Consider the following 21,048-nt stretch of genomic DNA (forward strand, 5'->3'; position numbering starts at 1 on the left):
CTTACGGAGTGAAAACCGTGCCGGCAGAGGCGATGGTCTGCATGATGTCATACATATTGGAAACGCGGCCGACGAGCAGTTTCTGCTTCAGGTCGAAATAGTCGAGACAGGTGCCGCAAACCAGGATGCGTATGCCGTGCGACTCGAGGTCGCGAAGGGCCGGCAGAACCGGGGAGTTCTCGCAAGCCAGGTTCACGCCGGCGTTGTAAAGCAGGATGGCGGAAGGCAGCGGCGTCGTCTCCCTGATCGAATTGATGCACGCCTGCATCAGGATCTTCCCCAGTTCCTCGCTTCCGGTGCCCATGAAGAGCCGGTTCAGCACCAGGACGTAGGGTCTGGCGGCGCCGTCGGGCCGGCAATACTCGTCGGGACGGGGCCCGGTCGCGGACGGCGTCACGGCCGTGGCGCGAATCGTGAACGTCTCGCCTGTTTCCGTGCAGGCGGGCTTGCATCCGTAATCCTGAAGGAAACGCACCACGTTGTCGCGCGCCGTTGCGTTATCCAGAAGCACCTCGATTTGATCTCCCGCGGCGGTCTCGCTCAACGCCTTTTTCACGAGAATGAGCGGTCTGGGGCACAGCATTCCGCGTGCATCGATCCGCTTCTCACTCATGTCTGTTCTCCTTGCGCAAATATATAATCATAAATGTATAATATCGTCGCCGTGAGACATGTGGATGCCGGCAAGGCGGTTTGCGTGCGGGTGAGCTTCGAGGGCGGCGGGGATGCCCTGGTCAGGGCCGGTCACGACCACGTGAAAGGCCGCGCCGGGCGGCACGGCGCGGATCCAACCAGCCTCGTCGAGAATCACCCGAGCCACATCCTCCGACGTGACCGTCGCTCCGATGGGCCGGCCGGTTATAGCGGAAAATAGCTCGGGACGATGGACATGCACGGCATCGAGCGGTGTTCCGACGCACCAGCCGCCGACCACGGCGACGATGCAGGAGGCTTCGGCCGCGACCACCGGTTCGTGCGGTGCATGAGCTTTGACCGGCCGCTCGGCCGAGCCGTCGGCTTCGACGATCAGGCGTCGCGCGAACGCTTTGAGCGACATCGCTTCGCCGGCGGAGAACCCGTGACATTTGCCCCCTTCGATTCTGCTTGCGACCACGATCATCGGAGCCGGCCGCTCGCGCAGGCCCGTGACGATCGAGGTGAAATCACCGATCCGCACGTCGGAACATGCGTTCGTTTCATGCGGCCAGATCTTCGTCGTGGTGGTGCAGATCGCGCGTTCGCCTCGCGCGGCCCAGGCGGAGGCGAGCCGGAACATCAGGGTCGTCTTGCCGCCGCCGCCGATGAGCCAGACGTCGTCGTAATCGAACAGGGGGATCATCGGCCGACGAGGGAAAACCGGTTCAGGATCGCTTCCAGCACGGCACCGCTGATCGTGCGGCTTTTGTCCGACACGGTGAAGCAGGCGCGAACCTCGCCGCGCGGGTCGACGTCTGCCAGTTTGGTGTTCAGCGTGATTGTCACACCGTCGTGCAGGATGCCCCGAAGGACCCCGGAGATTCGCGTGTAAACAGGTTCTTCACCGACCCAAGCCACCAGGTCTCCGGCCTGGACCAGATCGCCGATCGCACGGATCCCGCGCACCTGGCCCGCTGCCGGTGCCCGCAGAACCCGACCCGCCGCGACGCCGCCGATGGCTCCTGGAACGCCGGTGTCGGCAGAGGCGCTGCCCGTCTCGATCAACCGGCCGAGATCGTGACCCCGGTTGGTTTCGACGACGAGGTGCGCATCGCGGCCGCAGACGGCCCCCGGGCCCAGGCTGAGAACCAGCGGGGCCTGCGCGACGGATGTTCCGCCCGGCCGCTTGAGCATGCGGGCATCGATCAGGACATCGGGGTGCCACGCCGCAATCAGCCTCGCTTCGGGATCGACGATCACGACAACGTGGTCGAGATGGGCAGGGAGCGGGGTATCTGACTCCAGGCGACGTCCCCGAACGCCTTCCACCACGATTTCGCCGTCCCAGACGGCGCTGCAGAAGGACACGGCCCGCCGGATCGCGAGCGGCTCGCTCACCTCGGTCATGGCCACCTCGAACCCGGCGCGGAACAGCCGGTGTGCCGTGCCGCTGGCGAGCTCGCCCGCCCCGAGGATGAGCACCTTCATGCCCGTGTCTCCAGGTCGGCGGGCGTATCGAGATCGAAGAACACGCCGGAATCGTCGACGGGAACGAGCGTCAGATCGGCGGCATGCCGCTGGAGAATGGCCCGGCCGCCCTGGTCGCCCGTCAGTTCCCGAAGGGCGGGGAAATGATACGCGCCGAACACCACCGGGTGGCCGCGTTTCCCGGCGAAGACAGGCGCGACGATCGCGCGCGGGCCGAGCGGCCGCCAGGCGGCGATGAGGGCGGCGATGGTGGCCGGGGCGATCTCCGGCATGTCCGCAAAGCCGAAGACAATCGCTTCGGTTCCGGAGGGGAGTGCGTTGGCGGCAAGCCGGAACGAACTGCCCATGCCCTCGTCGGCGTTGTCATTGACGAGCAGGCGGACCCGGGGGCGCTGGCTGGCCGGGTCGGGGTGCCGTCGGACGAGCAGGATCTCGTCGAGCTCCGGCACCGCCGCCCAGCGGTCGAGCGTGGCCCCGAGAACCGTCGTTCCTCGCCACGGCAGGCCGAGTTTGTCGCGGCCCATCCGCCGCGAGGCCCCCGCGGCGAGGAGAATCCCCAGGATCATCTCGGTTCCTTACGAAATCCGTCCGAGGGCCCGCAGAATCTTCTCGGGTGTGAACGGCCAGCTCCGGATCCAGACCCCGACCGCATCGTGAATGGCGGCCGCGATGACCGGGGCCGCGCCGTTGCACGAGATCTCGGAGATCGATTTCGCCCCCATCGGGCCGAACGGATCGTTGGTGTCGATGAGAACGGCCTTGAAATCCTCGGGCAGGTCGCCCATCTGAGGCACCTTGTAGTCGATGAAGTTCGGGTTGAGGCAGCGGCCCTTCTCGTCGAAGATCATCTCCTCGTAGAGGCTGTGGCCGATCGTCTTGAGAACGCCGCCGTAGATCTGGCCGAGCGCGAGCTCCGGGTTGATCGGCGTTCCGGCATCCTGCAGAGCGTAGTATTTCTTGAGATATACTTTTCCGGTGCGGGTGTCGACGGCGACCTCGCAGAAGTGGGCGCCGTAGGGGAACGAGCCCTTGTCGGTGATGAAGTGGGCCGTCGAGATCAGTTGACCGTGGCCCGTGCCGCTCTGTGTGCGGCGGGCGATCTGCTCGTACGTGACCTCGCCGGAAAGCCCCCTGACCACGCCGGGCCAGGCGAGCTCGAGGTTGTTCTCGGGCTCCTGGAGCATGTCCGCGGCTTCCCGGATCAGCTTTGCCTTCATGTTCAGCGCGGCGTTGAGGGCGGCGCCGCCCGAGAAATACGTGCCGGACGAAGCGTAGGCGCCCACGTCGAACGGCGTGGAGTCGGTGTCGGCGGCCAGCACGGCCACGTGTTCCATCGGCACCTTCAGGGTCTCGGCGGTCAGTTTGACCGCGACGGTTTCGAGCCCGGTTCCGAGGTCGGTGCCGCCCGACAGCACCATGAAGGTGCCGTCGCCGAACTGCATGATGGCCGCGTTCGCCGAGTCGAGGCCGGGCAGGCCGGAGCCCTGCTGGATGATCACGACGCCCTGGCCGATCTTCACGTCGGGGTCGTCGCTCGCATCTTTTTTGCCCCAGTTGATGAGCTTTTTGCCCTGTTCGAGGGCCGGCCCGAGGCCGCAGGTCTGGACGAGCTGGGGCGTGCCTTCGCGGCCTTCGCCGAGGCAGCGCAGGATCTCGAGCATGACCCCTTCGCGCACCCGGTTCTTCTCGAGGAAGGCGAGCTGGTCCATACCGAGTTTTTCGGCCATCTCGGCGGCGGCGAGCTGGAGGGCGAACGAGCCCTGCGGCGCGCCGTAGCCCTGGTAGGCGCCGGTCGGGGAAATGTTCGAGTAGTAGGTATGGACGTCGAACCGCACGTTGTCGCAGAGGAACAGCGGAAGGGCCTTGGAACAGGCGTTCATCGGCACGGTGAGACAGTGCGAGCCGTAGGGGCCGGTGTTGGCCTCGAGGTCCATGTGGATCGCCGTAAGGCGGCCGTCTTTCTTCGCGCCGAGTTTGACGCGCACCTTCATCGTGTGGCGGGTGCGCGAGTTGATGAACTCGTCCTCACGCGTGTAGCGGTACAGCACGTCGCGGCCGGTGATCCAGGTGGCCCAGGCGGCCACTTCCTCGAGCACCATGTCCTGTTTCGCGCCGAACCCGCCGCCCACGCGCTCCTTGACGACGCGGAGACGGTTCTCCTTCACGCCGAGAATGCGGGCAATGATGCGGCGCACGTGCGACGGCACCTGCGTCGAGGCGTGGATGACCAGACGGTCGCCATCCATGCGGCTGTAGGCGATGTGGGGCTCGACGGGGGTGCACTGCACCTGGGCCGTCTCGTAGGTCTGTTCGAACACGACCTCGGCCTCGGCGAATCCCTTCTCGATATCGCCGATCCCGCCGTGGACCGATGCGGCCAGGTTGCGGTGCGGATCGGCATGGATCGGGAACTGGTAGATGATCTTGCCTTCGCGCGGGTCGACGTTCTTGTTATAGCTATCGATATCTTTCGGCGCGCCGACCACATACTCGACATGGGCGTTGTGGACGATCGGGGCCCCGGGGCGCTTGGCCTCGTCGATGGTGAAGACGCCGGGCAGAACCTCGTATTCGACCTCGATCAGCTTCAGGGCTTCGGCAGCGATCTCGAGCGTCTCGGCGACGACGGCGGCGACGCGGTCACCGACGTGGCGAAGCTTCTGGTCGAACATCCGGCGGTCGTACGGCGAGGGCTCGGGGAAGCCCTGGCCGGCCGGGTTGTACCAGACGTCGGGGCAGTTCTTGTAGGTGAACACGGCGACGACGCCGGGAAGCGCCTCGGCGCGGGTGGTGTCGATACGCGTGATATAAGCGTGCGCATGCGGGCTGGGGAGAACCTTGAGATGGCAGTGGCCCGGCCGCACCCGGTCCTCGACGAAGGCCGCTTCGCCCCGGGCGAGCAGGTAGCCGTCGAGCTTGCCGTGGGCGGCGCCGACGTAGCGCATTCCCTCGCGGAATTTCGGCATCTCGAAGGGCGTGGCGGGATCGCGGCGGCGCGCGATGGCCAGTTCCACCGCCCCGTAGATCTGTTCGTAACCGGTGCAGCGGCAGAAGACGCCTGAGAGCGCATCCCGGATCTGTTCCCGGGTCGGGCGTTCGAACTTCTCGAGCAGTTCAGCGATGGCCATCAGCATGGCGCCGGTGCAGTAGCCGCACTGGACGATGCCGGAGTCGACGAATGCGGTCTGAAGGTGGTTCAGCTCGCGCGGCCGGGCCAGCCCCTCGACGGTGCGAAGGTGCTTTCCCTCGACCTGGCCGGCGACCAGGAGGCAGGTGTTCATCAGGCGGCCATCGATGAGGATCGAGCAGGCGCCGCAGGTGCCTTCCCCGTCACAGCCGTTGCGCACCGACAGAATGCCTTCGCGTCGCAGGGCATCGCGGAGATTTTCGCCGGGCTCGGCATTGAGCTTGCGGGGGGAGCCGTTGAGAGTGATCGAGATGGACATCAGCGGGCTCCTTTCCTGGAACCGGTCTGGGCTGCAGCAGCTTTCACGACGCGCGCACCGAGGACGGCGGCGATCTGGCGCTTGAAAGCGGCACTGCCGCGAAGATCGTCGATCGGGTGGACCGCACCGGCGATCAGGGATTCGAGGTGCTCTGGGGAAGGCAGGGGCTTGCCGTCGAGACTCTTCTCGACCTCGTGCAGCCGCACCACATGGGGGGCCACCCCGCCGATGGCCAGCATCGGCTGGCGGAGCATGTCGCCATCGAGGGTGAGCGAGGCCGCCGCCGTGACGATCGAGATGTCGGAGGCCGTCCGGCTGTGGCTCGCCAGGCCGAAGGTGCGGTTCGTGGTCGGAACGATGATGGCGATGATCAGCTCGGGGGCACCGGTGAGAAACGCCTCGACCGGCATCTCGCGGTCGGCCAGGACGACACGGGCTTCCGCGGCGAGCAGAGCCGGAATCAGGTCGGCGCAGGATTTGTTGGCGCCGAGTTGTCCGCCCACCGTCGCGACGTTGCGGATATTGCGGTTGGTCATCTGGTGCGCCGCCGTCTTCAAAAATTCGGGAACGGCGGGGTGCTCGATGAGCTGCTGGAACGTGACGCGCGCTCCGATGCGCAGCCCGTCGGCCGTCGTCTCGATCTTGTCGAGGCCGAGTCCGGCGAGGTCGATGAGGGCCGCGGGGCGGGGGGCGTGGAGGTTGTTCACCTCGGTGCCCCCGGCAAGAAAGACGGCGCCAGGCCCCAGTTTCGATTTGAGTTGCATGGCTTCGGATGCCGAAGCCGGTCGATGATATGCAGGAACCATGGCGCCTCCTCGATAGACAAACATGTGATTGAATCAGCTATTCAGCATACCATCGCCGGTATTGCCGGGCAAGGTGCAGCGAAGACCCATTTCTGCGTGGCGGGAGCAGCTTTTCCGGGCAATCCTCAAAAGGAGGGGGGATTTTCCCTGTGTGCGCCTCCTGGCGCCGTTCTCAGAGGATGGTATGCGATCAAGAGTGACAAAGCCTGTTTTCATTGGCTATAATTCTGCCCATAGTGGTCTGTGGGCTGTGAATACATAACAGGAGAGGGGAATGCTGAAACATCTCACGCAGTTTTACCGTCCGGCGACGATCGAGGAAGCCTGCGCCCTGCTGGCCGCCAAAGATCGGCGGAACGCTGTCCTCGCGGGTGGAACCCACATTGCGGCCGTCAACGACTCGACGATCGAAGGACTGGTCGATCTCGGCGGGTTGAATCTTTCCTACATCAGGCGCACCGAGGAAGGATATGCGATTGGCGCGATGACCCCCGTTCAGGACGTTTTCAAGTCATCGATGCTCGTCGGTCCGTCCGGCCAGCTTCTCCGGGCGGCCGCCGGCAGGATCGGTTCGACCCTGCTTCGGCATTCGATCACGGCCGGCGGCAACCTGATGGCCCTTTTCCCGTGGTCGGACCTGCCTCCCGCCCTGCTCGCGCTCGACGCGCAGGCGCTCTGCCGGCGCGGCGTTCCCAAGCGCACCGTGGCGGTGAAGAACCTGATCGAAACGGGCCCTCGGCATTACATGGAACCGGGCGAGATCCTGGTCGAGCTCCAGGTGCCGGAATACGGCCGCGGGACCGGCGTTGCCTTTCACAAGTTCTCGAAGACGACCAACGATTACGCGATGATCACCGTCGCCGTGCGTATCACGATGCAGGGCGAAACCGTGAAGGAAGCCCGCATTGCGCTGAACGCGGTGTGCAAAAAGGCCCAGCGGCGGCCCGATGCGGAAAAACAGCTCGAGAACATGGTTCCGACGGCCGAACGCATTGCCGCAGCCGCTGCAGCCGCCGCCCGCGATCTCGATATGACCACCGATTTCCGCGCCTCACGCGAGTATCGCGAAGAGGTGCTGCCGGTCTTCGTGCGTCGCTGCATCGACGAAGCGCTGCACCAGGCCCGCGCCTGACGGAAGGGGAGAAGCATATGAACGTCACGATGACGATCAACGGAAAGAAGCGCACGTTCGAGATCGATCCTCGCACGCTGCTGCTCGATCTGCTGCGCGCAAACGGATACAAGAGCGTCAAAAAAGGCTGCGGGGAAGGCTCGTGCGGTGCCTGCGCCGTGCTCATCGACGGTCGCCCGAAGAACTCCTGCCTGTTGTTTGCGGCACAATGCGAAGGCGCAACCATCACCACTGCCGAAGGGCTGGGGACCCCCGAACATCCGCACCCGCTGCAGACCGCGTTCGTGAAACACGGCGCGACCCAGTGCGGATACTGCAACCCCGGCTCGCTGATCGCCGCGAAGGCCCTGCTCGACCGGAACCCGCACCCGACCGAAGCCGAGGTGCGGGAAGCCCTCGACGGGAACCTCTGCCGCTGCACCGGCTACGTCAAGCGCATCGAAGCCGTGATGGACGTCGCTTCGGGAGGGAAAAAGGCATGAAGAAGGTCGTGAAATCTGCCGTGAAGCCCGTGAAGAACGCCAAGCCTGCAGAATCCGCCGTGAAACCGGCGGTCAAGACGGTGAAATCGGCGGTCAAGCCGCTCAAACCGGCAAAACCTGTCGTGAAGGCTGTGAAGCCGGCACGAAAACCGGGCAAGCCGGTTGCCACACCGAAAAAAGTCGGCGCCGTGAAACCCGTGAAATCTGCTGTGAAGCCGATCAAGGTTGTGCCGGCGAAATCCGTGAAACCGGCCAAGATGGAAAAATCCGTCGTCAAACCGGCCGAAACGAAAAAACCGGCGAAGACTGTCAGGTCGATCAAGCCCGTGAAGTCCGTCGCGAAACCCGCGAAGGTCGAAAAGGCCGGAAAGCCTGCCGCGAAACCCTCGAAGACCGGGAAGCCCTCGAAGTCCGTTGCCGATCCGAAGATCATCTCTCCGAAGATCATCTCCAGGAAGGCGTCTCCGATTCCCGAACCTGTCTTCGCGTTCGACCGGCCTGACGCGTTCAACGTCGTCAACCACAGTCGCGAGAAGATCGACGGCTATGGCCTCGTGTGCGGCACCAGAAAATATACCGGTGACTATGACATGCCGGACGCCCTCAGGATCAAGGTGCTGACAAGCCCGCACGCGCATGCCCGCATCAAAAACATCGACACGTCCGAGGCGCAAAAGGTCCCCGGCGTCGTTGCCGTCTATACGTGGAAAGACGTTCCACGCATCGCTCATACGACGGCAGGCCAGGGATATCCCGAGCCGTCGCCCTACGATACGTTCATCCTCGACAACAAGGTCCGGTTCGTCGGCGACCGTGTCGCGATCGTGGCGGCCGAGACTGTCGAGGCGGCGCTCGAGGCCTGCAAGCTGATCAAGGTCGAGTATGAGGTGCTTCCCGCGGTGTTCGATCCCGAGAAGGCGATGGAGAAAGACGCTCCCGTCATTCACGACGAGCCTGAGGCAAAGATGCCGATCCCGGCGTTCTACGACGCGAAACGCAATCACTGCGCTCATGTCGATGCCAGGTTCGGCGATATCCAGAAGGCGTTCAAAGATGCCGACGTCGTGCTCGAACGAAAATATTACACGCACTATGCACATCACTGCGCGATCGAGCCGCACGTCTGCCTCAGCCACCTCGACGAGAACGACCGCCTGACGATCTACGTTTCGACCCAGGTGCCGTTCCACTCCCGCCGCATCACGGCGCAGGCCCTCGGCATTCCGCTCAAAAAGGTCCGCGTGATCAAGCCCCGCATCGGCGGCGGTTTCGGCTCGAAACAGGAAGTGCTCCTCGAGGACGTCTGCGGCTTCGTCACCCTCAAGACCCGCCGGCCCGCGAAATGGGAACTGACCCGCGAGGAGGAGTTCGTCTCGGCCCGCACGCGCCACCCCATGGTCGTCACGATCAAGAGCGGCGTGAAGAAGAACGGCACGATCACTGGCATCTCGATGAAGATCCTGAGCAACACCGGCGCCTACGGCAGCCACGCGCTCACGGTCATGTCGAACTGCGGCTCGAAGGTTCTGCCGCTGTACAAGACGAACTGCGTCGAGTTCATCGGCGACACCGTCTACACCAACCTACCCGTCTGCGGCGCGTATCGCGGCTACGGGGCGACCCAGGCCGCGTTCGCGATGGAGTCCCAGATGGACGAGATGGCCGCCGCGATCGGGATGAATCCTCTCGAGTTCCGCAAGATGAACCATATCAAGGAAGGCGAGACCTCCCCCGTCTTCAAGGCGCTCGGCGAAGGCCGCGAAGGCGTCGATATGAAGATCGGCTCCTGTGGTCTGCCGAAGTGCATCGAGATCGGCGCGCGAGAGATCGGCTGGAAGGAAAAACAGGGCAGGCCCGGCTACGGCCCGAAACGGCGCGGCGTCGGCATGTGCATCCTGATGCAGGGAAGTTCGATTCCCGAGATCGATATGGGTGCCGCGTTCATCAAGATGAACGACGACGGTTCGTTCAACATGATGGTCGGTGCGACCGATCTTGGAACCGGCTCCGACACGATTCTCGCCCAGATCGCCGCCGAAACGCTCGGCTGCGACCATGACGATATCGTTGTCTATAGTTCCGACACCGACTTCACGCCGTTCGATACCGGTGCGTATGCAAGCTCGACCACCTATCTCTCGGGCGGCGCCGTCATCCGCGCGGCCGAGCAGGTGCGCGACCAGATCAAGGCCGTCGCTGCCGCGATGCTGAACGAGCCGGTCGAGAGCATCACGATCGAGGACAAGTTCGCCTGGGGCAAAAATCCGAAGGGCAAGCTCAGTTTCGGCCAGATCTGCCGGTTCGCGATGTACGAATACAACCAGTTCCAGATCGCGGCCATCGGCAGTCACGTGACCCACGCCTCGCCGCCCCCGTTCTCGGCGCATTTCGCCGAAGTCGAGGTCGACATCGAGACCGGCGAGGTGAAGGTGCTCAAATACGTCGCGGCGGTCGACTGCGGCACCGCGATCAACCCGCAGCTCGCCGACGGCCAGACCCAGGGCGGCACGCTCAACGGGATCAGCTTCGCCCTTACAGAAGAGTTCGTCTTCGACGGGAAGGGCCGCCTGCTCAACCCGACCTTCAAGAACTACAAGATCTTCAGCACGGCCGACCTGCCCGAGCTCAAGACCTTCCTGGTACCCACCTACGAACCCACCGGCCCGTACGGCGCCAAAAGCGTCAGCGAGATCTGCATCAACGGCCCGCTGCCGGCGATCGCCAACGCCATCAGGGACGCCGTCGGCATCCGCCTGACCCGGTCCCCCTTTACGCCCGAGAAGGTGCTCCGGGCGCTCAGGGAAAAAGCCGCGGGAACGCACGCGTGATGGCCTGCGGCAACCGCTCGATCGCTCAGAGCGGGAACCGGCGCCGCCCCCGCCTGGGGGTGGCGCTGGTTCTCGTCTGCGGCCTTTCCTCCGTCATCGCGCCCTTGCCCGCCGAGGCCTGGGGCAAAAAGAAAAAGGGAAAAACGTCCGCCGGCGCGCCCTCCGCGCAGAAAATCTCGGCCGTCGCGTCGAAAATGCTTCAGAAGGCCCGCGTCCTGCGCGAGAAAGGGAAGAACGAACAGGCGATCGAGACCTACAAACAGGCTCTGCAGATCGACCCAGCCCTCCCTGAAGCGTATCTCGAACTGGCCGATATCTATAGCGATATAAATATTCCGGAAAGCGCCTCGGCGATGCTGGAAGCGGGACTGCCCTTAGCCGAACAACTCGGATACGAACCGGCCGCGCTCGCCGCGGCCTGGTGCCGGGCCGCCGAACTGAACGTCCGGCTCGGCAATCTCGACCTGGCGTCCGGTGACCTCGTGAAAGCGACGACGCTGGATCCAGACGACCCGCTGCCGCATAAAATAGCCGGAGATATTCACGCTGTAAAACAGCGGTATGAAGACGCGTTCAAGGCATACCGCGAAGCCGTTCGTCTTGACCCGCAGTTCGGAGACGCCTGGGCCGCCATGGGAACGCTGGCGCTCGAGACGAAGCGGGCAAAAGAGGCGCAAGCCGCATACAACGGCCTCCTCGGGGCGGATACGGACCGCGCCCGACAGTTTGCCGAATCAATGCGGCAGGCCCGCCTGAAGCCCGTCGTGACCCAGAAACAATCGCCTGAACGGATCGCCGCTCCTGCGGACGATCCCTACGCCGTTCCGGGAACGCCTTCTGGATCAGACAAGCCGAAAGCCGCGGTTCCGCCGGCCCCGAAACCTGTGGTTACGACAGTTCGCGAAAATCCGTATGAGGGCATCGAGCCTCGCCCCGTCTCATCTACGCTGCCCTTGGCAACGAAAGCATCGGCCGCGGCAGCGTCCCGGCCACCGGCATCCGCTTCCGCCGGCGACACCGATGGTGCGACTCCTTCCCGGCAGGCGGCTTCCGCTCCTGCGCGGGTGCAGGCTGCGACATCTCCGGAAACGGCGCAGGCTGCCGCCGGCGCACCGGCGACCGAAGCCGCCCCGCTTTCTGACTCGCTCCTCCAGGCGATGGCGGACAGGCTGTTCGACGAGGATCCGGCGATGGCCGACAAGGCTTGCGAAGAGATGGCGCTGTATGCCGAACAGGCATTTCCCGTGGTCGTCGAGCGCCTGCCCGATCCCGATCCCGATCGGCGTATCCGTCTCATCCGGGCCCTGAGCCGGATGAAGAAGATCGCCGAAACCGTCTCACCGGTTCTCGAAGAACTGCTCCTCGATCCGGATCCCGGCGTGCAGGCCGCTGCCGAAACGGCCATGGACGATCTGAAAAAAGAGCGATAATACGATCGATCCCTGCAGAATGAAAGCCACCCATTCGCCCTGAGCCTGTCGAAGGGCGAAATGAGGAATCATCGGCAAGTGGCTGTTCGTGCTTCGACAAGCTCAGCACGAACGGAAACACGAAGTTGGTTTTTGATATGCAGGACTCAATAAAATAAGCCGGCCGAAGGCACGCGCCTCCGGCCGGCTTTCCCGTTTGGGGCGTGGCTACTGATTCATCGGCATCAGAACCGGGCTGTCAAGATCCATCGCCTCGGTATCGCAGACGGGCTGGAAGCCGCCTTCTTTGAAAACGCCCTGGTACAGTTCGGGGTTCTCGCCGTAGGCAACCTTGATGTCCATCTGGTCTTTGACCTCGTTCCAGCCCTCGAGGATCTCCTTCAGGCTGGAGATCTCCTGATTGTATTCCTGCAGCAGCTCCGCCGGCGGTTTGACGTGGTAGTCGATCCCCAGGAAGCCGTCGCGTGTGTCGGAGTTGGAACGGTTTGCGAGGGAGGAGAACTCCTTCGCCTCGTTCAGGTAGAGCTTGTTGAACTTGCGATGCTCCTCGTATGCCGGATAGATGCCGCTCAGCCAGTCGGCGCCGAGGAAGCCCGAAGAGCCTTTCACGTCGAGGAACGTGCCTTCCTTCAGGTATCTGCGAATGGCGTCGTTGGTGAAATCTTTATCGAAATCGACGTTCAGAAGCGAGTCTTTTTCGGACCACAGATCGTTCATCAGTTTTGCGGTGTCAAGGTTGTGCTTGATCGTCTGCATGATCAGAACGATCTCGGCGGCCTTCTGCGAGGTGCTGACCGGTACATACGCGAGAATTTCCTCGAGTTGCGCCTTGTAACGATCGATCATCGCCTTCGGGGTCTTGAGTTTCTTGTCGGATATCTGCCAGCCGAACGCATCGTGGCATTTCTTATACAGATCGTTGTTGACCACGTCGGGATCGTATTTGTAGGCTTCGAGCAGGCCCGAGAGAGCCCGGCGGATCTGCTGCGTGCTCTCCAGGCTCTTGACCAGGCCTTCGATGATTTTGTCGTTCTCCTTCATGACCTTTTTCATGCTTTCGCGGGCGATCTCCGCCTGCTTGGCGAAGAACATCATCTCCTTGGAGCCGATGATGAAGGCGTCGGCCTCGAGTGACTGTTTGAGAAGTTCTTCGCTGTAGGCGCCTGTATCGATGCCCAGGAGGTAGATATAGTTGAAGGGCGACTGCTCGATGCGCAGACCGACCGCATCGTAGATGCCCTCCTTGAGATTCTTCGCCATGAGATAATTCTTGTACTTCTTTACGAGCACGTAGTCGGGATTGAAGAAGACGCGTTTGATGTCGGCGTTCTTGATTTCCTTCTCGTAGCCGTGCGAATCGATCTTGTTGCCGACCCACGAAATATAGGTCATCGGATTGATGACGTGGCCGATGGTGCCGAAGAAGCCTCGCTTCTGCGCCTCGTCGCTTTCCTTTTCGTTGGGTTTCCACGACATGTAGTCCGCCTTCTTGTGCCAAAGCTCCATGAGGCGGGCCATGTCGAAGTCGGGCAGGGTGAAGCCGGTCTGGTTGTAATAGGTCATCAGGACGCCCTGCTTCTCGAGCTCGGTGTAGACGGCCTTTCCGGCTTCGTACTGCTTCTTGTCCTCATCGGTCGACGGCTGCTGCTCGGCGATATACTGGCCATAGTCGCGCTCGGCCAGGATCAGGGATGCGGACTTTTCTTCCTGCTTCAGGCTCGACCGGTTATTGTAGAACGATTCGTATTCCTTGTCGTTCTGCATCAGGAACCAGTGGGAAGCCCTGTAGGCTTCTTTCCATTTCTTGTTGTGCTCGCCGATGATATCGCCGACGGTTGTCAGAATCATCCAGGCGAGCGTGAGAACCGCGACGACCTGGCCGACGACGGGGATGCAGAACATGCAGACGAGGGCTGCCGCGCCGAAGGCGATATCGACGTAGTTTTTCACCATCGAATACGATCCGTAGCGCCCGCCCTGGCGATCTTCCGATTTGATGAGCTGCCAGGTCGAGAGGGCCAAGCCCAGCACGGCAAGGCCGATACCGCAGGTCCTCGCGGCGCCCTTCACGTTGGAAATCGTGCGGCCGGGGCCTGCGTTATGGCCCGTGGTTTTTTTCACCCAGCGAAGATAGGATTTGAAGCCTTCACCGGCGACCTTCGGGTTGTTCCAGCACGGGGGAGGCGCCATGAACTCGAGGAACGTGAATGCCTTGTTCTTGCCCATTGCCCGGTCGAGCTTGTTCGTCCAGGCGAGGAAACCGTTGAACATGTTGGCGCCGCGGATCGAGGGGTTGATTTTGCCGAAAAAGCTGACGGCCAGCGTGGCTTTCTTGGTGAGGCCCTTGATATTTCCCGCCAGGTCCTTCGCCGTGTTCGGCAGGCCGGAGATGGCCTTTATCGTCGAGTAGAAGCTGAAAACGTCCTGTTGGCCGGCATCCATCATCATATACACGCCTGAAATCGTGCTCAGCCAGTCGCTCCACGCCTTGGCCTCGCACTCCTCCTTGGTGGAACCGCGCAGTTCCAGCATGTACTGGAGGTATTCGTCGGGGCTCATGACGTCTTCGATGTTCGCGATGCCGTTCACCTGTTCGGAGTTCACCGTGGGCGACGGCAGTTCTTCGGCCTGGAGAATCGGCACGATCATCGGTTCGATCATCAGCCAGAACGCAAAAAGCAGGATCCATGGGCGTGCCCGGCGAGGAATTCTCAGCATGTCATATCTCCTTGAAACAACCGTATTTCATCGGTTCTTATTTGCTACGCACGATGGCGGCGAAAGTTTTGCCGCGCAACAAATTTGTACAGAGTGAAACAAGCCTGTTTTCTGATTATACCAATTGTGGTGTGGGGGACTCCCGTCGTTCTTCTCATTTCTGTCCGAGACGTTCGCGGGCGACCCTGGCTTCAAGCTGGTCCTTCCCGCCGTCTTTTTCGATCACCTGCTGATACAGGGCGCGTGCCTCCTCGGCCTTTCCGACGGCGAAGAGCGCATCGGCATACTCGAGTCCCCAGAGCATGAACGTGCGGTCGTCGGGGTTTGAGTTGATTTTGAAAAGTTCTTGATACATAGTGACTACTTTATCCGGATGCCCGCCGTTCTTGTAAGCGAGCAGAAGCCGGTTTTTCGCATCGGGAACGATCCGGGAATTCGGATACTTCGTGACGAGATGTTCGAGAACCTGGATGACGTCCTCGTATCGCGGTTGATCGTCGGCCATCAGATACAGGTTCGACAGACGCCAGCAGGATTCCACCGCATGATCCGTCGCCGGGCACTTCTCGATGACCTGCCTGTGCAGTTCCTCGAATCTGGCTGTTTCCCATTTGTCGAGACCGAGCATTTCTTCATACAGCTTTTCCGCCAGTTTTTTTTGTTCTTCGGGGGAAAGGGGCGTTCCTTCCTTTCCCATGACCGGCCTTTCGAGAGCCGGAACAGGGGCCGTTTCGATCTGCGGGGTGGCCGGAGCGGGGGGCGTTTCGATCTGCGCGGTGGCCGGAGCGGGCGTTTTCGCCGGAGACGCCGTGCCGCGGTGTTCGAGTTTGTCGAGTTCCCGCCGGGCGAACGAGTTGCCGGCGTCGATCTCGAGAACGGTCTTCCAGATCCTGCGGGCGTCGTCCCCTCGCCCCTGCCGGAGAGCGATCAGCGCTTCCAGGTTCAGCAGGGCGGTGCTGCGCGGAAAGGCTTGCGTGGCTTCCTTCAGCAGTTTTTCGGCTTCGGCGTATCGCTGGAGTTTTCCCAGAAGCGAACCGGTGTCACGATACAGTTCCTCTGACGGAGCGGCTTTGAGAAGCACGAGATATTTCTCGAGAGCGTCTTCGAATTTGCCGGCCCGCTCGAGAGCCCGGCACTCCTTGAGTGCGTCGGTCGGATCGGCCGCGGTGACGGGGAACCCGCCGGCGAAGCACAGGACAAAGGCCAGCAACAGGCATGTGAAAGCGCGCATCAGGCTACCTCCCGAAGGAAAATGATGGTTCGAGACACTTGGAATGGAACTGGCAGACGATCGAGAGCTGCGAGCCGGCTCCTTCGCCGACCGCGTCGGATCTGAGCTGCATCGCGACGTTGAGATACTGGAAATCGCCGCTGGAGGGAAGCGGCTGGAACAGGAACGACTCGACCTGTCTGGCTCCGTGAAAATCCGATTTTTTCCCGCCCTCCGACCGCGTCAGCGTTTTCGACGAGGCATCGAATTCGTAGGAAATCACCTTTTCGGCGCTGCCGTCGAGCGCGACGAACGAAAATGCCGTATCGGTCACCGACGTCAGGGTTTTGAGCGATCGCACGTCGGTGCGGAGGCGCTCGACGATCGTATCCATGAGCACCTGCGTGTTGAGCATGTCGGTTCCCTTCTTGAACGAGCGCGTGGTGCGGCTCATGATGAGGGTGCCGGCGAGAAGGACGAGGCTGGCGAGCGTCGCCACGATCAGGGTTTCGATGACGGACATGCCGTGCCGTTGCAGGTGCGTCCGCATCACTCCTCCTCCCGGTATTTGATGGCCTTCAGATCGATCGATTGGCGGGACGATTCGCTTCCGTCGTCGATGCGCCAGCTGACCTCGACGGTGAGAAGGAACATCCGGTCGGCTTCCTCGCCGCTCGCGTTTTTTACGGTGACGCGGGTTTTGAAGAACCTGAACGACTTTCGCAGGTCCTTCTCGATCTCGGATTTCTTCGCCGCGAGGGAGGCGTGATCGAGAATCGAGACCAGGAGCGAATCCGAAAGGGCGTCGGACCAGCCTTTCGACGCGAGGGCTTTCGCGTTGGCCAGGGACTCGTCGTACGGCTTCGCGAGCAGCCGGTCCATCAGGCTGGCTGCGAGCTGGCCGGCCATCATGTGCTTGCCGACGGAGTGGGTTCCGCGGGTGGTGGTGAAGCCGAAGCTGAGCAGGGGGACCATGGCCAGTGAAAAAATGACGAGGCCGACGAGGATCTCGATCATGCTCATGCCGCCGGAAATCCGGCCCCGGAAGGTCGTGTCGCTCACTCCTTCACCTCGTCGGCGGAAAGTCTATAGCCCTCCATATATGATTTGACGCCGACCGCGACGGCAGGCGTGGGATCGGCCATCGCTGGGACGTAAAAAAAGATCGGATCCTCTCCGGCTCTGCCGAATTCCCGCACCCGCTGGCTGAGATTGGGCGTGTTGACGGCGATGCCGCCGCAGAAAACGGGCCGCTTCACGGCTTCCCAGGTGACCTGGTCGCACGGGACGCCAACCTTCTCGTTCATCGAGATCAGGTGAACGCCGACCTGTTTGTCGCCCGCGAGCCTGATGGGGCGGCCCGACAGGCTCACGAACGTCAGGAGTTCCTCCTGCTTCAGCTTGCCGATCTTCTCGATCAGGGCGGTCATCATGGCGTTGTTGTCCTGGTCGAACCTGATGCCCCTGGTGACATTGCCGAGCGTGATGTCCTGCTCGACGAGGACCACGCCTCCGCGAATGTCGGTCGTCGTGATGTCTTTCAGGGTGAGACTGCCTTTCACGTAGACGACGCCGTCGACGTGAAACTTCGTCACCCCGTCACCCACGGCCTTCGTGAACGCCGCCTGGTTCGCGAAGGTCCGCATGATACGCGACTGGACCGTCGAAAGAGAGGGATCACCAGGACGTTTCTTCGGGTCGATCGCGAACCAGGCCGGCCCGAACGCGTCGAAACGACCTTTCAGGCGCAGGCCGTCGGCGGGGGCGAATTCGTTGTATCCGAACGGGCGGCGGGTTTTCTTGCTCTCGGGGTTGACGCACAGGTAGGTGTCAAGGGCCGGGCCGCCGGCGTCGAGCCCGCCCGAGACGACGCGCGACATGAAGTCGCCGTACTGCTGTCCGGGTTCCGCAGGGGTGAACTGGACCTGGCTGACGTTGTTGAACGTCGCGAAGGGGGGCGGCTGATAATTCCAGTTTGCGTTGTACGGAAGCGACTGGCCGCCTCCCTGCGCCGACGGATACTCGAAAAACGTGATCATCAGAAACCGTCCGAAGACCCGCCCGAACACCTCGCGAGCCGGGCCGTAATAAACCCCGTCGGCGGTTTCCGACTCGCCGTTCTTTCCGAACAGTTTCAGCGACGACGCAAGGGCGAGCGCCTGCGGATTGTCATTGATCAGGGCCTGGAAAGCGGGATCGGGGCCCATGACGTCGCGCAGCGTGCGGAACGAATTGGAGAAGATTCCGTCCTCGGCGTCGTCGGCGATTTCGTGGCAGAACCCGAGAATGCCGATCTTGGCCATGTGGTTCCGGAGCTTGAGCGGAACGTCGATGCCGCGCAGGCTGATGGGCTTTCCCGAGTTATCGAGGAAGATGGGCTGAAGTTGGAACTTGTCGCCTTTCCTGTTCACTTTTATCCATTCCGGGAACACCTGCCACAGGTCGCTCATATAGCCCTGAAAATTTTTCTCTCCGGCGAGGTTGAGATAGATCGGCTTGTCGTCGGCTCCCAGAAAGACGCGGCCGCATTTGTCCTTGTTTCCCTCGACGTTCGGCGTGGGCCACAGCACCCACGGCTGGCCCTTGTACGCGGAATAGTTGGCCGGAACATCCTTCGGATGCTCGCTCCCCTTCGTGAACGTCAGGTTGATGCGGTCCTGGCTGCCGAACGGACGCGGCTGCTCGAGATGGAGGCGGTCGCAGAACAGGACGAACTCGCGCAACACGGGGGTCATGCGCATGGCGACGAGAAACGGCGACCGTACCGCCATGGTATATGGGCGTTTATTGAATTTGATCGAGCAGGAGATCGACAAATACCCGCGTTTTTCGAGTCCGCGCAACTTTTCCGGGAGTTGGACGATTTCGGGGTAGGGAAGGGCCTTCTGGCCGCGGACGTTGATTTTGGGCGCCCCGACGTGCTCGATGCCGAGTTCCTTCTTCAGACCTGCCAGGAGCGAGTTGGGCTGAAACGCGTCCGACGGGATCGTGAACTCGCCGGTTCCGGCCTGTCTAAAAAGGTTGTAAATATCGGATGTTGGGTCGTTGGCCTGTCGCCCGATCTGCCGTATGACGTCTCCGGTATATGACTCGAGATAGTATCGCGCGATCTGGGTGTGGTCGCCGATCGTGAGCAGTTGCGTGTGGCTCGACAGACGCCGGGAAAGCGAGAAGGCGAAAACGACGATCACGCTGATCAACCCCAGAAGAATGACCGTGACCGTACCGCGATGCGTTCCGAGCCTGAAAGCCATGGCGAAAGTATACCCCCTTGGCCCCGTTCTCGTCCACGAATCTCGACGGGACGGGCGTATTCGGCTTCCGAGACCGGACGAAACCTTCTCACTTGCCAGTGCGTATCGCCTGCTCTAGAATACGCGCATGAATTCAGCGCCCGTGCCTCCAGCCAACGGCTTTGCGCCTCCGTGCGGCGACTGTCCGACCCGACAGGCGAAACTGCATCCGGAGCGGCGCAAACATCCGAAAATTCGGGCGATCGTCGATCATCCGGTATTTGTGGCGATCATTGTCGGCCTGATCCTCCTGTCCGTCGTCCTCATCCTTGTCGAGACGTTCGGAGGGCTCACGCCGGAAGCCAACTTCGACATCGAGATCGTCAATGACGTCATCACGATGATTTTCGTCGTCGAACTTCTGATGAGATGGCTTGTCAGCCAGACCACCGGGCATTTTTTCAGGCGCCACTGGATCGATGTGCTTGCCGTGCTTCCCCTCCTGCGCGTGTTCCGCCTCGGGCGCGTGTTTCAACTCGTCCGTATCGTGAGGGTTTTTTCCCTCGCCACGGTTCTGCAGCGGCGGCTCGCCGTTTTCGGGGCGATTCTGGAGGGGCGGACGCTGGAATACGCGGTCATTCTCTCGTTCATGTTTTTTGCGGTCATTTTCGGAGGCGTCGGTTTTTCGCAGTATGAGGTGGGGCTCGACGCCGAACTGAAGACGCCGGGCGATGCGTTATGGAAGTCCCTGTTCACGCTTTTGTCCGGGGAATACGCGAGTTACCCCGCTTCGCTCGGCGGCAAGATCGTATTCGCGATCATGCTGCTGTTCGGCATGGGAACCTTCGCGATGCTTACCGGTACCTTTTCGGCCCTGATGATCCAGAAGCTCAAGGAGAATGCGATGCAGCGGACCGCCAATCCCGAAGACCTGAACGGACATATCATCATCTGCGGATTCAGCGCGAAGATTGCGATTCTGGTCGCGGAGTTTTCGTCCGAGCCGAAACTCGCCGAAACGGATATCCTGATTGTGTCCCAACTTGCCGACATCAACGAGCTTCGAAGCAAACGCGTGCGTACGGATCGTCTCACGATCATGAAAGAGGATTTCACCCAGATGGACACTCTGCTTCGCGCCGGCATCAAGCGCGCCAGAACGGCGATTATCCTCTCCGAACACGGGGAAAACCGGTCGACGCAGGACATCGATGCCCGCACGATCCTCTGCGGTCTCACGATCGAACGTCTGAATCCCGGCATTCACACGTCCGCTGAATTATATAATGCAGAGTATGCAGATCATCTCACCACTGCCGGCGTCGAGGACGTCGTCATCCAGGGCGACGTCTCTGGCCGTCTCCTCGCGCGAGTGGCGATGCAGCAGGGACTTCTCGGTTTCTTCAGGGATCTGCTGACGAACCAGAGCGGAAACGGGCTCACGTTCATGCCGGTTCCTGAAAAACTCGTCGGCGCCGATGTCGAGGAGGCCTTGGGAACCCTCAGAAAAGACCGGGATGCCATTCTTGTTGCCGTCAAGCCCGAAGATGAACCGTTGATCGTAAATCCGCGGGGGCGGAAACTCGAGAAAGACGATCAGTTGCTCCTGATCCTTCCAATCGCATGATCGGGCGGCCTG

Annotated in this window: 16 protein-coding genes; 5 read left to right on the plus strand and 11 right to left on the minus strand. The window is 61.9% G+C overall.

The window, feature by feature from the left end; translation table 11 throughout:
- Nucleotide 1 precedes the first annotated feature (1 nt).
- The 6 genes from yedF to PLU72_03540 are packed head-to-tail and all read right to left on the minus strand — an operon-like array spanning nt 2 to nt 6,376.
- Nucleotides 2-613: a sulfurtransferase-like selenium metabolism protein YedF gene (gene yedF, locus PLU72_03515; protein HOT27232.1), complete on the minus strand. Its 612-nt coding sequence runs from the start codon at nt 611-613 to the stop codon at nt 2-4.
- 27 nt (nt 614-640) lie between these two features.
- Nucleotides 641-1,339, minus strand: coding sequence for a selenium cofactor biosynthesis protein YqeC (yqeC, locus tag PLU72_03520; protein ID HOT27233.1), 699 nt, complete (start codon nt 1,337-1,339; stop codon nt 641-643).
- A complete protein-coding gene (gene yqeB / locus PLU72_03525) occupies nt 1,336-2,124 on the minus strand; it encodes a selenium-dependent molybdenum cofactor biosynthesis protein YqeB (protein ID HOT27234.1) in 789 nt (262 codons plus the stop codon). Before yqeB ends, yqeC begins: the two co-directional genes overlap by 4 nt.
- Complete coding sequence (locus PLU72_03530; GenBank protein ID HOT27235.1) at nt 2,121-2,690, minus strand: nucleotidyltransferase family protein; 570 nt, start codon at nt 2,688-2,690, stop codon at nt 2,121-2,123. The genes yqeB and PLU72_03530 overlap by 4 nt, the downstream gene beginning before the upstream one ends.
- 9 nt (nt 2,691-2,699) lie before the next feature.
- Nucleotides 2,700-5,570, minus strand: coding sequence for a molybdopterin-dependent oxidoreductase Mo/Fe-S-binding subunit (locus PLU72_03535; protein HOT27236.1), 2,871 nt, complete (start codon nt 5,568-5,570; stop codon nt 2,700-2,702).
- A complete protein-coding gene (locus tag PLU72_03540; GenBank protein ID HOT27237.1) occupies nt 5,570-6,376 on the minus strand; it encodes an FAD binding domain-containing protein in 807 nt (268 codons plus the stop codon). Before PLU72_03540 ends, PLU72_03535 begins: the two co-directional genes overlap by 1 nt.
- A 274-nt stretch (nt 6,377-6,650) precedes the next feature.
- Between PLU72_03540 and PLU72_03545 the strand changes: the two genes are divergently transcribed.
- Genes PLU72_03545 through PLU72_03560 form a run of 4 tightly spaced genes read left to right on the plus strand, consistent with a single transcriptional unit; the run spans nt 6,651 to nt 12,248 of the window.
- On the plus strand, nt 6,651-7,508 hold the full coding sequence (locus PLU72_03545) for an FAD binding domain-containing protein (protein HOT27238.1): 858 nt from the start codon (nt 6,651-6,653) through the stop codon (nt 7,506-7,508).
- A gap of 17 nt (nt 7,509-7,525) precedes the next feature.
- Nucleotides 7,526-7,990, plus strand: a complete 465-nt coding sequence (locus PLU72_03550; protein HOT27239.1) for a (2Fe-2S)-binding protein — start codon at nt 7,526-7,528, stop codon at nt 7,988-7,990.
- On the plus strand, nt 7,987-10,818 hold the full coding sequence (locus PLU72_03555; GenBank protein HOT27240.1) for a molybdopterin-dependent oxidoreductase: 2,832 nt from the start codon (nt 7,987-7,989) through the stop codon (nt 10,816-10,818). The genes PLU72_03550 and PLU72_03555 overlap by 4 nt, the downstream gene beginning before the upstream one ends.
- Nucleotides 10,818-12,248 (plus strand): tetratricopeptide repeat protein, encoded by a 1,431-nt coding sequence (locus PLU72_03560; GenBank protein HOT27241.1) that lies wholly within the window; start codon nt 10,818-10,820, stop codon nt 12,246-12,248. The genes PLU72_03555 and PLU72_03560 overlap by 1 nt, the downstream gene beginning before the upstream one ends.
- 207 nt (nt 12,249-12,455) lie before the next feature.
- On the opposite strand, the gene PLU72_03565 is transcribed toward PLU72_03560, so the two are convergent.
- The 5 genes from PLU72_03565 to PLU72_03585 form a co-directional block, all read right to left on the minus strand.
- On the minus strand, nt 12,456-14,966 hold the full coding sequence (locus PLU72_03565; protein HOT27242.1) for a hypothetical protein: 2,511 nt from the start codon (nt 14,964-14,966) through the stop codon (nt 12,456-12,458).
- Nucleotides 14,967-15,120: 154 nt separating this feature from the next.
- Nucleotides 15,121-16,197 (minus strand): tetratricopeptide repeat protein, encoded by a 1,077-nt coding sequence (locus PLU72_03570; protein ID HOT27243.1) that lies wholly within the window; start codon nt 16,195-16,197, stop codon nt 15,121-15,123.
- 4 nt (nt 16,198-16,201) lie between these two features.
- Nucleotides 16,202-16,726, minus strand: coding sequence for a hypothetical protein (locus PLU72_03575; protein ID HOT27244.1), 525 nt, complete (start codon nt 16,724-16,726; stop codon nt 16,202-16,204).
- A complete protein-coding gene (locus PLU72_03580; GenBank protein ID HOT27245.1) occupies nt 16,726-17,238 on the minus strand; it encodes a hypothetical protein in 513 nt (170 codons plus the stop codon). Before PLU72_03580 ends, PLU72_03575 begins: the two co-directional genes overlap by 1 nt.
- Nucleotides 17,235-19,430: a hypothetical protein gene (locus PLU72_03585; GenBank protein HOT27246.1), complete on the minus strand. Its 2,196-nt coding sequence runs from the start codon at nt 19,428-19,430 to the stop codon at nt 17,235-17,237. Before PLU72_03585 ends, PLU72_03580 begins: the two co-directional genes overlap by 4 nt.
- A gap of 127 nt (nt 19,431-19,557) precedes the next feature.
- Between PLU72_03585 and PLU72_03590 the strand changes: the two genes are divergently transcribed.
- Complete coding sequence (locus tag PLU72_03590; GenBank protein HOT27247.1) at nt 19,558-21,036, plus strand: ion transporter; 1,479 nt, start codon at nt 19,558-19,560, stop codon at nt 21,034-21,036.
- Nucleotides 21,037-21,048 lie beyond the last annotated feature (12 nt).

Source organism: Candidatus Ozemobacteraceae bacterium (assembly GCA_035373905.1).
Classification (GTDB): Bacteria; Muiribacteriota; Ozemobacteria; order Ozemobacterales; family Ozemobacteraceae; genus MWAR01.